The organism is Vreelandella salicampi (assembly GCF_013415105.1).
Classification (GTDB): Bacteria; Pseudomonadota; Gammaproteobacteria; order Pseudomonadales; family Halomonadaceae; genus Vreelandella; species Vreelandella salicampi.
This window is the reverse complement of record NZ_JACCDF010000013.1, coordinates 1-12,769: the sequence shown is the minus strand read 5'-3', so window position 1 is coordinate 12,769 and position 12,769 is coordinate 1. Positions and strand designations below refer to the sequence as shown.

15 protein-coding genes are annotated in these 12,769 nt (G+C 56.0%); 12 read left to right on the top strand and 3 right to left on the bottom strand.

Features of this window, described 5'->3' with window-relative positions; genetic code table 11:
• The first annotated feature begins 96 nt into the window (after positions 1 to 96).
• Positions 97 to 462, top strand: a complete 366-nt coding sequence (locus HZS81_RS13885) for a DUF2274 domain-containing protein (protein WP_179931169.1) — start codon at positions 97 to 99, stop codon at positions 460 to 462.
• Here the strand turns inward: HZS81_RS13885 and HZS81_RS13880 are convergent.
• Positions 459 to 1,001 carry a hypothetical protein gene (locus tag HZS81_RS13880; RefSeq protein WP_022524165.1) on the bottom strand — a complete coding sequence of 181 codons (543 nt, stop codon included), beginning with the start codon at positions 999 to 1,001 and terminating at the stop codon, positions 459 to 461. The genes HZS81_RS13885 and HZS81_RS13880 overlap by 4 nt on opposite strands.
• Between HZS81_RS13880 and HZS81_RS13875 the strand changes: the two genes are divergently transcribed.
• From HZS81_RS13875 to HZS81_RS13830, 10 genes are all read left to right on the top strand, one after another.
• Positions 1,000 to 1,575 (top strand): hypothetical protein, encoded by a 576-nt coding sequence (locus HZS81_RS13875; RefSeq protein ID WP_053857262.1) that lies wholly within the window; start codon positions 1,000 to 1,002, stop codon positions 1,573 to 1,575. The genes HZS81_RS13880 and HZS81_RS13875 overlap by 2 nt on opposite strands.
• Positions 1,553 to 2,239 carry a hypothetical protein gene (locus HZS81_RS13870; RefSeq protein WP_179931168.1) on the top strand — a complete coding sequence of 229 codons (687 nt, stop codon included), beginning with the start codon at positions 1,553 to 1,555 and terminating at the stop codon, positions 2,237 to 2,239. The genes HZS81_RS13875 and HZS81_RS13870 overlap by 23 nt, the downstream gene beginning before the upstream one ends.
• On the top strand, positions 2,236 to 3,243 hold the full coding sequence (locus HZS81_RS13865; protein ID WP_022524162.1) for a TraU family protein: 1,008 nt from the start codon (positions 2,236 to 2,238) through the stop codon (positions 3,241 to 3,243). Before HZS81_RS13870 ends, HZS81_RS13865 begins: the two co-directional genes overlap by 4 nt.
• A complete protein-coding gene (locus HZS81_RS13860; RefSeq protein WP_179931167.1) occupies positions 3,228 to 4,202 on the top strand; it encodes a type-F conjugative transfer system pilin assembly protein TrbC in 975 nt (324 codons plus the stop codon). The genes HZS81_RS13865 and HZS81_RS13860 overlap by 16 nt, the downstream gene beginning before the upstream one ends.
• A 1-nt stretch (position 4,203) precedes the next feature.
• Positions 4,204 to 5,526: a hypothetical protein gene (locus HZS81_RS13855; RefSeq protein WP_179931166.1), complete on the top strand. Its 1,323-nt coding sequence runs from the start codon at positions 4,204 to 4,206 to the stop codon at positions 5,524 to 5,526.
• Positions 5,526 to 7,751, top strand: coding sequence for a conjugal transfer protein TraN (locus HZS81_RS13850; RefSeq protein WP_022524158.1), 2,226 nt, complete (start codon positions 5,526 to 5,528; stop codon positions 7,749 to 7,751). Before HZS81_RS13855 ends, HZS81_RS13850 begins: the two co-directional genes overlap by 1 nt.
• Positions 7,739 to 8,329, top strand: a complete 591-nt coding sequence (locus HZS81_RS13845; RefSeq protein ID WP_179931165.1) for a hypothetical protein — start codon at positions 7,739 to 7,741, stop codon at positions 8,327 to 8,329. The genes HZS81_RS13850 and HZS81_RS13845 overlap by 13 nt, the downstream gene beginning before the upstream one ends.
• The gene (locus HZS81_RS13840; RefSeq protein ID WP_022524156.1) at positions 8,326 to 8,742 is read left to right on the top strand and encodes a hypothetical protein; all 417 of its coding nucleotides are present in this window, start codon (positions 8,326 to 8,328) and stop codon (positions 8,740 to 8,742) included. Before HZS81_RS13845 ends, HZS81_RS13840 begins: the two co-directional genes overlap by 4 nt.
• A 146-nt stretch (positions 8,743 to 8,888) precedes the next feature.
• A complete protein-coding gene (locus tag HZS81_RS13835) occupies positions 8,889 to 10,409 on the top strand; it encodes a type IV secretory system conjugative DNA transfer family protein (protein ID WP_238326132.1) in 1,521 nt (506 codons plus the stop codon).
• A 9-nt stretch (positions 10,410 to 10,418) separates the two neighbouring features.
• A complete protein-coding gene (locus HZS81_RS13830) occupies positions 10,419 to 10,670 on the top strand; it encodes a hypothetical protein (RefSeq protein ID WP_022524154.1) in 252 nt (83 codons plus the stop codon).
• 37 nt (positions 10,671 to 10,707) lie between these two features.
• Here the strand turns inward: HZS81_RS13830 and HZS81_RS13825 are convergent, their stop codons facing one another.
• Positions 10,708 to 11,700: an IS481 family transposase gene (locus tag HZS81_RS13825; protein WP_179931164.1), complete on the bottom strand. Its 993-nt coding sequence runs from the start codon at positions 11,698 to 11,700 to the stop codon at positions 10,708 to 10,710.
• A gap of 131 nt (positions 11,701 to 11,831) precedes the next feature.
• Here HZS81_RS13825 and HZS81_RS13820 point away from each other — a divergent pair, with 131 nt between their 5' ends.
• Entirely contained in the window at positions 11,832 to 12,176 is a 345-nt protein-coding gene (locus HZS81_RS13820) for a hypothetical protein (protein ID WP_053857261.1), read from the top strand.
• Between the two features lie 32 nt (positions 12,177 to 12,208).
• On the opposite strand, the gene HZS81_RS13815 is transcribed toward HZS81_RS13820, so the two are convergent.
• Positions 12,209 to 12,769, bottom strand: a 561-nt coding sequence (locus HZS81_RS13815) for a hypothetical protein (protein WP_206679559.1), incomplete at its 5' end; no start/stop codon positions are given.

Below are 12,769 nucleotides of genomic sequence, written 5' to 3'. Positions count from 1 at the left end.
TATACCAGATAACGTTTTCTAACGGTCCCGGGCTATCCGCAGCAGTCAGCGTAGCTGCAAGATTGCTTCGTCGTCATGATAACCCAGGAGACCGAAATGCTCATTGGCCGCGTAGAGCACGACCCCAAAAAGCAGATTCAGGCACAACTGCCTGAATCCACGATTAATCGGCTGGATCAATACCGTGAGCTGTACCAGCTCACCTTCGGCGAGAAGGTTTCGACCAGTGATCTGGTCGACCTAATGCTGAGGAACGTCATGGACAGGGACCGTGAGTTCAAGCGGTTTCTGAAGGACCAGGAGCGGAAGGAGAAGCAAGAGGCCAAGCAAGAGGCCAAGCAGCAAGGCCAGGGGGGTGAGGCCCTGGCCGGTGAGCCTCGTGATGGTGGGGGTGAGAGAAATCACACCACAGGCGAGGAAGACCGCAAGCACGGTCAGCCAAAACAGGGCATGGGGCGCTAGGTTTCACCATGCCGCTTCTGGATGACCTCACGCATTTGCTCGACCAGAGGGACCACACGGTTCCACTTGGTACGCAGCACCCGATGGTTGCCCGTATGCCAGCTCCGAATCGAGGTCACAGCCTCGTCGGCGGCTACGGCGATTTGTCGTGGGGTCATCACTTCCATCCAGCGATCCACCGTTGCCTTGACCTCATCAGCGGCGACCCATGCCCCGCCCTCGATTGCCTCATGTTCTTCCATGATCTCCTCGAGGGCGCCCTGCACTCGCTCGTAGGGGACTTTCCGAGGGGTTACGCCACCAGTCCAGGCATTGACGGATGCCACGGAAATCTTGCTGTTGAGCTTCGAGGTCAGCAGCTCGGCGATCTTGGCCAGGGTCATGCCGTACTCGTCACGCAATGTATTGATGCGCCGGCCCAGGTCGCTATCCGTCGAGCTGCGCTCAGCACGCCCACGGGTCGTGGGGATGCTCACTTTGATCTCGCAGCCATGCCTTTCAAGCGTATTGATCAGGTCGTTCAGGAGCGTGTCTCGCATGGCTAACCTCTTTGAATACTTGTCGAAACAACCGCCATCCGAAATGCAGCGATTGGTCGGGTGGACCGCCTCCCGTCTGCACATACCGCGGCAATGGCAGGACGACATGCGCCAGGAAATCTACCTTGCCTGGCTTGGGCGGGAGTACGACGCCAGCTATTCCCATGATGCCATCATGAAATACGCGGGCGAAGCCGCCTTCCTGGCCATTAGCACCTGGCGCCGGCATACCGTACTCCCCGTCACTGTCCATAAGGCGGGTCAGGCGGACAGTGAGCCCCGTGCTGAGCAGTACGATCTGATGGCTGAACAGATCCCTGGCTTTACCCAAGAATTCAACGACGAGATCGATACTGAGGCCTCCGTGGAGATTGAACCCACGTCCACCGTCTCAGCCCACCTCATCGACCTTCCGAAACGCTCAGCTCGATCAGGGCTGTCCAACGAGAACCTGCTTGCCCTTCACTGTGAAGGCTTGTCGGCTGCCGAAATCGCTGCGGCGGCTGACATGACCGAGCGCAGTGTCTACCGCAGATTGGAACGGCTGAAAAATGGAAATCGTAGTACAGTATAGTAAAATTGCAGCGCTCACGGTAGCGCTCTCAAGTACCGCCCTGGCCGCTGACCAGGATCTCGGAACGCTCGGGCCTACCTGGGAAATCGGCGAGCCGGATATGCGTCTGGCCATCGTGGCTGAAGCTCATGGCGTCGACTGGGATTCAGTCCATGAGCACCTGGCGGGTCAGGCCCAGACACACACCAACGACATCCCCGACTGGTATGTACCCGTCGCCGAGCATACCGAAACCCATTTCGTAGACCCCTCCTACACCCTTCAAGAAGACATCGAAGCGCTGAAGCGGCAACCGGACGGCACTTATCAGTGGGGCACCATCTACGAGGCAGGCACCAAGGTTAATCCCCTGGACAAGGTTCGCCCGCAGAACTGGCTCCTCGTTGTCGATCTACGGGTGGACAGGCAGCGCGAACTGGCCGTGGAGCTGAAGAAGCTTCACCCGGTCAACCTGACCGTCATTGTGACCGCGGGCGATCCCGGCGATTTGGCTGCTGACCTGGGGCGTGCCGTCTACTTCGCCGAGGAATGGCATTTCGACCGTTTGGGCATCACTCACACGCCTTCACTGGCTGGCGTGCGGGATAGCCGTCCCGACGCCATCGAAGTGACGCATTTTGCCTACCCCTACGATGTCGAGACCCTGGAGGCCCACCTGCCATGAAACGAACGGTCCTTTCCGGCCTGGCTGCCCTATCACTGGCCGCGGCCAGCTTAGCTACTGCCTCTCCCCTGACAGGCTCAGCCGCTTGCCAGGGGGAGGTGTTCAATCCGATCAACGACCCCAACTGGAACAACATGTTTCCGGTGACTGTGGCGGGCATATCCATGGGGGGTGGTTCAAACCCGCCCCTGATGCACATGGACCCTATCTGCATGTGCCCTGGCCCCTACGGTGTGGATATGCCTGGGATTGGGATGACGTACTGGGAGCCCACCTTCCTGGCCGAGGTGGCACGCACTCCCGGTTGCATGTCGACCTTGGGCGGGGTGCAAGTGCTCGAGGGGTATGACGAGCAAACCTCGAACCAGAAGTATGGCTCCGGCCGTGACCACGGCTCCGTCACCAGGATGCAGGTTCATTGGTATATCTACCCCCTGTTCAGTGTGCTCAACATGATGAGTTCACTCGGGTGCATGAACACTTCGGGGTTCAACCTGGCGGATCTCACCGAGGTAGATCCCACCTGGCAGGACGATACCTGGACTTCGATCGCCTTTCCTGAGTCCGCCCTGTTCGCTAACCCGGTTGGCGCTCTTTCTTGCATTCCGGACGCCGTTGCCTCAGCAGCCGGTCGACCTCTTGACATGATGTTCTGGTGCCAGGGATCGCAAGGCGTCCTGTACCCGCTGACCGGCTCCAGCCCGACACACAGCTCTCCTCAGGGGGGCAATCTGCACGTCCTCGGAAAGTACATGCAGCGGAAGACCCGGATGGCTGGTCTGCTTTCCACCATCGGCCCATGGGCCGAGTGCCAGTCGGTCTATCTGCCGAACATGATCCGTAGCCAGTACAGGATCGACCCGGTTGCACCGGTCGCGAGTAATCAAACCGCTGTTCTGGGCATGTCCGAATTTCGGTGGGGGATGATGCCGCCCGCCAACACAGCCGTCCGTACCGATTCCGCATTCCTGATCTGGGTAGGTAAGCAATGCTGCGCTCTCTGACACTCCTAGCACTGGTTCTCACCAGCTCAACAGCTCTCGGGCAAAAGACACCCGAGGAAGCCGCTCACAGCGCGTTCTCGGCTCTTGAAGGCGAGAGCGCAGCCCAGCTTTCTTTCCCTGGCCAGGGAAGCGCAGAGCGTGTTCTCGAGGCCATGGGGGCAGGTAGCGCCAACTCTGCGGGTGAGGCCGCAGGGGCGGCCATGGTGGAAAACATCCGTAAGCCCGGCCAGACAGGTGGGATTGCAGACCCAGAGATGGCAGCCGAATGGGAGGCCTTGCGTGGCTCGCTTGGGTTGGGTGAGCAAGACCGCCTGTATTTCTTCATCTCGTTCTCAATGCCGGAAAGCATGATCCGCGGCTATGCCCTCGATGCCGCTCGGGCCGGTGGTGAGCTGGTGCTCCGGGGGGTAGAGCCGGGGATGGACCTCAGGCAATTCACCATGGAGCGACTGCTGAAGGTGCTGCGTCCAGGCGGCATGACTGCACCGATCCAGATAGATCCCCGCCTGTTCGACACCTATGCGGTCGACAGTGTGCCAACCATCGTGCTCGCCAAAGAAGACCCGATGGGGGTTTGCCAAACCGCAGAGCCCAGGACAGGGGAAATCAATGGCCAGACATTCGACTACAAAGCCTGCCCGGAGGCGGCCCCAGACACCTACTGGAAGGTCGAAGGGTCAGTGACAGCCCTATATGCCCTAGAGGAGTTCCAAGACCGTGGGGCCAGCAATGCAGCCGTTTACATCGGTGCCTTGAAGGGTGAAGGGGCACTCAGCGCGTCCGAGCAGCCGGGTATCGGCTCGGAACGGTGGGAATCACTCACCGATGCCCTTGCTGAACGCAACGCGGAACGCCTGAAGGAGCGGTACGAAGGCTCAGATCGTGAAGTTTACGACACGCCAATGGGGCCAGCCGTGGGGCCGAAGGGACAGAACACTGACCATCTCTGGGAGGAATAGCATGCCGAAGGGCGTTCATCTGAAAAAGCTCTTCACGGGGGTCGCCATGGCGGCCCTCGTGCCATTGAGCACTATCGCGATAGCTGGGCCGAGTGAATCGGGCCTGAGTGCAGGGGGCGCCTGGGCAAAAGACTTCGACCCCGGCAAGAGCTTCCAGTCAGCCACTTCAGCCCTTGGGCTTGAGGACACCAAAACCTCGGGGGAGCTGGGAGGCGAGGTTGGGCTCCAGGTCAAGCAACAGCAACAGCGAAATTTCCGGTGCCGTGACGGCGCTCGACTGACGGCGGGTGGTATCCGGGTCAATATCGAAGAGTGTCAGCAATCCGATGACGGTGACTTGCAGAGGCTGCGAGTCGCCGTTTGTGATGCCCTGACGCAAGGCATCCGGTGCAGCGACGATCGCTATACGCAGACGCGAGAAGTCCCGGCAGGGGGCGAGGCCGCGTTCAGCGGCGGCGATCTCTACGGTGCATACCGAGTCGAGGCTGAGTGCTCAGGAACATCCTGTGTGATGACGATGCACCAGCTACATGGAGATGCCTGGGGCGGCAACAACATGCGCCAACAGGGCAACGATCGCGTCAATCAAGATCCTAATCACCCCTCAAACACCATCGCGGATGTCCGGGACAACCCGACATTCGATCAGGGCAGTCAGTATGCAGAGGACCGCTCAAAGTGCCTGGGGGGACAGATCAACCAGCTGTTCAGCGAAGGCGACATTCCAGTTTCATGTGATCCTGAAGACCCTAGAACGATTGACTTCCTGGACATCGACGGAGGGGGACAGTGTGAGCCTGATCGGATCACAACAGAGACATGTACCGTCGACATCCCTACTCGAATCGTAACTTGTGAGCCGGAATCAAAAACGTGCGACGTACAGCGGGAAACTGCTCAATTCACCTGTGAGCGTGAACTGCAAGTGCAAAAGGTTGGCAGTGAGGCTTGCACACCGGGCCAAGTGGTATATCAATGGCGGCCATACTCGCATCTGTATCGGCGTTTTGTATGTCAATCTTGCCACCATCCGTTTAATTGCCTGCTCTATCAGTTTAATCAGAACGGATCTGGATGGAGATCGTCCTTTAGGTTCGAGTATTCACGAAACCTTGGCTGGCATCATCCTGAGCTAATGCCCGGAGCACCGTCCGGTTATTATATCAAGCAAACATGCAGCAATGGGCGCTGCACCATCCACTATCGTCGCAACCCAAGTGACAGCACTAAAAAATATCGCTATGACGAGGCCGCACCGATTTTCAGGGACACCGTAACTGAAAACTGTGAGGCATTTGAACAACGTCGGCCGGAGACAGACTGATGCTGTACGCGATCAAAGTGCTCGCGCTAATGGCAATGTTGATTGTCACTGGTAACGCAAGCGCCCAAAATCTCAACGATTATGCGGAATGTTATCGAGCAGGCGAGGTGTGCGTCGACGACGCACCTCGTCAAATCGCTGGCCATACAGTCCATCGAGACTGTTGGCGTTACTCCGTCACATACATGTGTTATGGCGACCCATATAGCAACAGCTGCAACCTGGATGCCTTGAATAATAGTGATGAGTGGGAACTGGTCAACACATTTGACGAAACCTACCCTGGAACATTCACTCAATACTCTAATGTCCTTCCTGATAGCTGGAAGGAGGAGTGGCAAAAAAGTGAATCGACTTGCAATGCTGACACCTCTTATGGTTGCGGACCAGACATAAGCAGCGAAGACATCCTAGATGGTTCTGGAAATGTGATTGGCCAACGGGTCAGGAAGCGGTGCTATGTTGGCGAGACTCCGCGGTGCAACAATGACCCGAATTGCAGCATTACCGAATACGAATGCACTAAAGAACAGGACGGCCTGTGTGTTCGACAAGAGCAAACCTATACCTGCCGTGAGGAGGGCAAGTGCGACCCAAGCTCCTATGAAGTTATGCCTGAAGTCAGTGATGACGAAGGGGCATTCTCTGATGCGATCGCCGCAGCCGGTGTTATGGATATGATCGCAGCCGAGGGTGGATTTGATGGCAACATGCGAATCTTCTCCGGGTTTGAGAGAGAGTGCAAAGCCATTACAAGCGATTTCCGTCGCATGATGGAATTCAATGCAACCGTAGGAACTATCCTTGCGACATATTTTGGTGGTCCGCTCGGCGCAGTCTTAGCTGGAACAGCATCAGCTGACATTCTCAATGCGATCGAGCACATGGAGTGCTGCCAGGATGATCCTGAGGATGTGGTTCTTACCAGCTCATTCATCTCAATGGCCACCGGCATCGGTGCAGATTATTGCGATCTCGAGGATGTCGAGCTTGCTGCGGCTCGGATGGCAAAAAGAGCTGTTCAGGTTACTCCGGGATTCGTACCAACCAATAATACGCTCTGCACGATTGCGAACTACGTTTATAACGCCCCAGCCAAGGGTGATATGGCTTATGCCAAGCAGATATGCTCGCATTGGACTCGGCCATGGTCACTGGCAAACACCCAAACACAGGTCGATGAGTATCAGCGCTGGTGCGAGTTTGACTCCATGCTGGCCCGCATCATTCAGGAGCAAGGGCGAGAGCAGCTTGCTGAACTGGCAGCACAAAATGCAGGAGGAGCTGAAACCAAGACTGCAAGTTTTCCCTTCTACGAATCCACAGGAGGGTGGACTAGCGAGCTGAACGTTAATGGCAACCGGGTGAGATTCTGGAAGTGGAAGGAGTCGTGTGCAACGGAGGAAGGCTATACAAACTCAATGCTGTCTGGCTATGACTGCCCATCAAGCCCAGACATTTATGCCGCTGTCTGTTCAGAAGACACCTGTGGCACTCCACCTGATCACCCAGTCTATGGGTTCAGTCCAGGCTGGGAGACCCATCGACTAGCTGCTGAAGACCATCATGTTCGGGCAGTCAATCGCTACTCAGTCGTTGAGGGCGGTTGCTTCGACGATGGCTCCTGCGAGTACAAAGTACACGCCTGGAAAGCTGGGGCTGGCGGGCAGATGAGGATACCGATCGATATGAAATGGCCGATCAATTTCCCTAACTCAGGCTGGGGAGAGTTCTCGTGGGCTCACAACAATGTGCATTTTGAGGCATATACAAACCCCCTCGGCACGGAATCACCGGATCGGGGCTTGCGGATGTGTATTGGCTCATCCTATCAGTGTCGATATGACTCGACGTGGACTGAAGTTGATATTCAAAATGACATCAACGACATGAATAATTATGTCAATAGCAATCCACCTGTCACGCTGACTGGCGGCTGCACTGACAGTGAATGCGAGTTCAGAGCCACCGTGGAGGTCAATCTAACCGCAAAACCGTGGTACACATACTCCGAGAAAAAGTATGAGCCGTGCATGCTAGAAGTCCTGGGTAGCTGTGTTGCAGAAGCATCCACGACTTACGACCGCCAGTACAAACCTGACTGCTCCGGCTTCACGATCGATGAGTTCCTTGCATTGGATCTCGGTGACATGGACTTCTCTGAGTACGTGGAAACACTGTCTGAGAAAGCAAAGTCGGAGTTTAACCAGACATGGGCAAACTAAAGGTTCAGCAAATCGCATTTATCTGCTTGGCTTTAGTCTCAATGGGCTCCTACGGGAGCCCCATCGAGCGTATTTCAGATCAAGCCAACGCTCTGGCATCTGGTACAGCCTCATCCAAAGAGGTTGTTCAGAATGGCGGGCAACGCCCTTTTATGTTAACCCCTAATAACGGTTACGTTGGGTTGGAAACACGCCTTGATGTATCGATGACCTATACCTCTTTTGAGCATGGTGGTCAAAATGTCAGGCAGGTTGAAAAAGCCGTTGTCGACTGGGGAGATGGCTCGAACGCTACGACTGTGACACCCGGCACACCCGCCTACCACACCTATGGCCACCGCACGAAGGAGGGCTCGATAACGCCAAACGGGAGTGTGGTCTATACAGGAAGAATTACATTCGTCACGACCTCTGGGGATGCTTATACAGAGCGTTTTCAGTACAGCATGTGGAATAACTTTCTCGACTCACTTGTGCCTGGAGGTCGAGTGTTGCCCAACCAGCTTCTACCCAGCGTTAATGGCGCAGGTTCACGCGACAAACTTCCCAGCGGATTCTTTGACAGGAATAACAAATGAAATATTCCAGGAAATTCACCGTCATTCCAGCTCTTTTGACATTGCTAATTTCTGCCAGTGCATTCGGACAACAACCGGAAGGGGAAGGCAATCGTCTTTATGGTGGCCCTGACTCAGGAGGTACAGCCAACAAATCGATCGTTACCTATAATGCGGTTGAATGGCAGACGGCATGGTTCGAGAACCTTGGTGGTCAACCCCCTCACGAGCTGCCGCAAGGCCATGTCGGTGTGCTTGTCTTCGCTGCCTACCCAGGGCACCTGATCAGCCTTCATAGGGCCGATCCCTCAGCGACACCAACGATCCGCTGTCACCAAGCCCCGCTACCAGATTCCAAGAGCCATATTGCTCCTGCCTCATGGGCAGCCGGGATCTTCAAGGTTGATGATGTGATTTTGGAGGATTGCCCATGATTGCCGGGAGGAGAGATGCACTGGCTCTCACTGCGATCGCAGCTGGGGTGGCCACGGCTACCCCCTGGGCAGCCGGAGCGCTGCCTGTGTGGCCTGCGGGGCTACTGGGCACTATTGGCATGGCCCAGCTCACCTGGAGCCAAGCCATGGCGACCCTTGAGAGAATCGATGAGGACTCGCGTGAAGGGTTTGTTCTTCCGTCAGATGAGCCCATCGATGACAAAGGCAGTGGCCTGCACATTGGCCTGACAACCGATAAGAACACCCGAGTCAACATGCCAGACAACCTCGGGAAACGCCACACGGCGATCGTGGGGCAATCCGGCGTGGGTAAAACGACCATTGGTGAATACATCCTGTGGCAGCAGACCGCAAGAGGAGGGGGCTGGCTCTTCATCGATGCGAAGATCGATCGCGATACTCGTGACCATCTCGCTTACATGGCCAAAGTGACCGGGCGAGAGGATGAACTCTATATCATCGATGTCTCCGATCCTGACAATGCTAACACCTACAACCCCGTCCTCCATGGTGATCCAGATGAGGTAGCCTCCCGCCTCATGAATTTGATCCCCTCCGCCGAAAACAACCCTGGCGCGGATCACTACCGACAGTCGGCCAACCACGCCTTGACTGTCATCATCGCAGCCTTGCAAGCCTCCGGCCAGCTCTACCACTTCGGTGATCTTTCGATCCTACTGCAATCGGATAAGGCGCTTGAAAACCTCGAACGGATGACCCCCCAGGGCTCTGAAAGGCGAGCCCTCTCGATTTTCCTGGATCAATTCCGCACCCGTACCAAGGAAGGGACGAAGATTGACCTCAACCGCATGAAGCAGACGCTGGGAGGCATGGCAGGCCGCATTGCCCTCTTTGCACAAGGTAAATTCGGGAAAGTATTTAACGTGTATGCACCCGAGATCGTCCTTACAGAGATCATCCGCAAAGGGCACATGCTTTATGTTTCGTTGCCAACAATGGGGAAGGACACCGCTGCTCTGAATCTCGGCAAGATGATTGTATCGGACATACGATCTGCCGTTGCCCATATACAGGATCTTCCTAAAGGAGAACGGCCAGAACATTTCATTGCTCTGCTCGATGAGATGGGTGCCTATGTTATGGAGGGCGTAGGCAGGCTCTTTGAGCAAGCCCGTTCGGCAAACATCGCCCTCATACCAGCATTTCAGTCGTTCAGCCAGTTGAACCGTGTCTCTCCTGACTTTGCTGACATTGTGATCCAAAACACTTGGAACAAGATATTCTTCAAATTTGGCTCGAAGGATAGCCCGGAGGAGGCGGCTGAAATTCTCGGCAAAACAAAACGGTTCCAGCGATCGGTGTCCGTTTCGGCCAACCAAGGTGAAAGCGCCCAGTATCTTCGCACAACGCCTCAGTCAAGCATGTCAGACGGCGGTGGCATGGGGGAAAGCTGGCGTGAAATCGAGGAATTTCGTGTCACGCCCGACCAGTTAAGAGCCATGGATATGGGGCATGCGGTAATGATGATGGGAGCGCGTATGTACCATCTTAGAACCCCAATGATCAACTACCCAAAGAAAATACCTTCCTTCAAGGCCGTCAAGCACAGCACAAAGATACCATCGAACAAGCAGCCGCTTAACTTTGAAGACAGACTTAATGAATTTCTTACTGAAGTAGCATGAGGAGGGCAAATGATTACGATTGTTTTTTGGGGGACTATCGCAATATTCGCCATGTTCCTCCTAGGCGTATTACCAGGCGTCAAAGAAGTATTCCGCCCGATTATGGATATACTTTCAAAAGGCGTTGTGGAAGTAGTGAAGTTTGCTGCGGGCTACATGCTTTGGCTTGTCAAAACTATCATCCATGCACACCTTGATCTTATTAGTCACCTCTCTCATTCCCGCAGCTACTTTGACCCCGCTGACAAGATAAGGAAGTAGTTTATAGTTTGACATTGAAATCGTCGTACCGTATACTTCAATAAATGTCGGGTCCCGTGTGATTCACAACCCGTTTGGTAAATAGCTCAGGTCGCTTGGCCTGCCACTCCTTCATCGCCGTGATCGGTGATTGATGATGCAGCGCTTTCTGAGGGATGTGGTGATTGTACAGCCAAGCGTAGCGTTTGAGCGTCTGCTCCAGGTCCTCGCTTGAGGTATACCGCCGGGTCGCCAGCACGTCACTGATGCGGCCGTTGAACCGCTCTACCATACCGTTCGTCTGCGGCCTTCCCGGCTTGATCAGGCGATGGTCGATACCATGGGCCTGGCACTCCTGGTCGAAGGGGTGGCGGCCGCTGGGCTTGCGCTCACCTGCCCGCGTGAAGCGATCGGTGAACGACTTGCCGTTATCAGTCAGCACCGTTTGGATCGTGAAGGGAGCCTTCTCCTCCACACGCTTCATGAACGCCTTGGCATCCTTGGCGGACTGGCTGCGCCTGACCTCCAGATAGACCCAGCGTGTGGCACGGTCGATGGCGACATACAGGTAGCGCTTCTGCTCCTCGTCGGGCATCTGGGGTAGGTGCTTGATGTCGATATGCACGTACCCGGGCTCGTAGTCCTTGAAGGGCTTGTGCCGGGGCTTGCCCTCATCTCCAGCATCCTGACGGGCCAGTTCTGCCAGTGTCGGCACCTCGCGGCGTTTGAGCATGCGATGCAGGCCTGAGCGAGACAATTGAGGGTTCAGGAACTCACGTGCCACGACAAGCAGGTCATCCAGACCGAGACGCAGGAATTCGCGGGCGGCGATCAGCACCTCCTCTTGCTCAGACGTAAGCGTGGCCAGCAGGTTATGACGTGTATGGGGCCGATCATAAACATCGTCACGGTACCGCCAACGCCGGATGGTCGCGGTGGAGATGCCAAACTGGCGAGCCAGCTCGCTATCCGTGATGCTGGAGGGTGCCGCCTGGATCTCGGCACGAACCTTCGGTGTCGTCGTGGCCTGCTTATGCAGCTTGATGTCCATGAACCTGCTCCCGAATGAATTGCTGTAGAAGCTCTCTGGCTGCGAGCAGAGGATAACTCCTATAGCTCATTTGATCATCCGGGACCCTACAAATAAACCATAAAGAATGACCAAGCGCTCGGGGGTGATTTATGGCAAAGAATAAGCGAAATGCAAAACGCCAACGGGCGCTCAATGCTCGTCGTCAGGCTGCATCACACACTGGCGGTTCTGTGATCGCCAATGAGCTTCACCATCTCATTGGAGCAGACGAAGAAAGCGTTGTGAGGGCGATCCGGTGGCGAGCCAAGGTTAACGTCTATTTAATTCTTGGATTCAACCTTGTGGCTTTCCTCTTTCTTCTTTATCACACCAACGCTAATCAAGGTGGGGTAATAAGCCATAACAGCCCCTATATCTGGGCCTCCTTCATTGCATTTTTCATTCTGCAAATGATCTTCCTCCACCGTTACAAGAAACTTATCCGTCACGCCTAAAAAAAGCCCCCGCAATCTGCGGGGGCTTTTCATTACCTTGAGTCCATATTTTCTCTTGGGTCAACTTCATCGTCTTGGCCAGGGGCCTGTTCCCGCGGCTGGGAAGAAGCTGGAGGTTCCCCGTTAGAACTTGAGCCGCTACCACTATCACTCGTCCATCCATTACTCGGTGCTTGCGCTGGCTGGGATTGCTCTGTTGCGTCCCAAGGCTCGCCGGCATTGCTCACCTGGTCAGGGGTCAAGCCCGGATCAGCCCCGTAGGAGGGCGCCTGGGGCACTTGGCCACCCTGAGTCGCTGCGGCCGGCTCCTGGCCGGTATCAGCCGCGTAGGAGGGCGCCTGGGGCACTTGGCCACCCTGAGTCGCTGCGGCCGGCTCCTGGCCGGTATCAGCCGCGTAGGAGGGCGCCTGGGGCACTTGGCCACCCTGAGTCGCTGCGGCCGGCTCCTGGCCGGTATCAGCCGCGTAGGAGGGCGCCTGGGGCACTTGGCCACCCTGAGTCGCTGCGGCCGGCTCCTGGCCGGTATCAGCCGCGTAGGAGGGCGCCTGGGGCACCTGGCCATCCTGAGTCGCTGCGGCCGGCTCCTGGCCGGT

Bases quoted from the DNA above. Each gene is read 5' to 3' on its own strand.
- HZS81_RS13885 (WP_179931169.1), top strand. From the start codon at position 97: ATGCTCATTGGCCGCGTAGAGCACGACCCCAAAAAGCAGATTCAGGCA.
- HZS81_RS13875 (WP_053857262.1), top strand. From the start codon at position 1,000: ATGGCTAACCTCTTTGAATACTTGTCGAAACAACCGCCATCCGAAATG.
- HZS81_RS13880 (WP_022524165.1), bottom strand. From the start codon at position 1,001: ATGCGAGACACGCTCCTGAACGACCTGATCAATACGCTTGAAAGGCAT.
- HZS81_RS13870 (WP_179931168.1), top strand. From the start codon at position 1,553: ATGGAAATCGTAGTACAGTATAGTAAAATTGCAGCGCTCACGGTAGCG.
- HZS81_RS13865 (WP_022524162.1), top strand. From the start codon at position 2,236: ATGAAACGAACGGTCCTTTCCGGCCTGGCTGCCCTATCACTGGCCGCG.
- HZS81_RS13860 (WP_179931167.1), top strand. From the start codon at position 3,228: ATGCTGCGCTCTCTGACACTCCTAGCACTGGTTCTCACCAGCTCAACA.
- HZS81_RS13855 (WP_179931166.1), top strand. From the start codon at position 4,204: ATGCCGAAGGGCGTTCATCTGAAAAAGCTCTTCACGGGGGTCGCCATG.
- HZS81_RS13850 (WP_022524158.1), top strand. From the start codon at position 5,526: ATGCTGTACGCGATCAAAGTGCTCGCGCTAATGGCAATGTTGATTGTC.
- HZS81_RS13845 (WP_179931165.1), top strand. From the start codon at position 7,739: ATGGGCAAACTAAAGGTTCAGCAAATCGCATTTATCTGCTTGGCTTTA.
- HZS81_RS13840 (WP_022524156.1), top strand. From the start codon at position 8,326: ATGAAATATTCCAGGAAATTCACCGTCATTCCAGCTCTTTTGACATTG.
- HZS81_RS13835 (WP_238326132.1), top strand. From the start codon at position 8,889: ATGGCGACCCTTGAGAGAATCGATGAGGACTCGCGTGAAGGGTTTGTT.
- HZS81_RS13830 (WP_022524154.1), top strand. From the start codon at position 10,419: ATGATTACGATTGTTTTTTGGGGGACTATCGCAATATTCGCCATGTTC.
- HZS81_RS13825 (WP_179931164.1), bottom strand. From the start codon at position 11,700: ATGGACATCAAGCTGCATAAGCAGGCCACGACGACACCGAAGGTTCGT.
- HZS81_RS13820 (WP_053857261.1), top strand. From the start codon at position 11,832: ATGGCAAAGAATAAGCGAAATGCAAAACGCCAACGGGCGCTCAATGCT.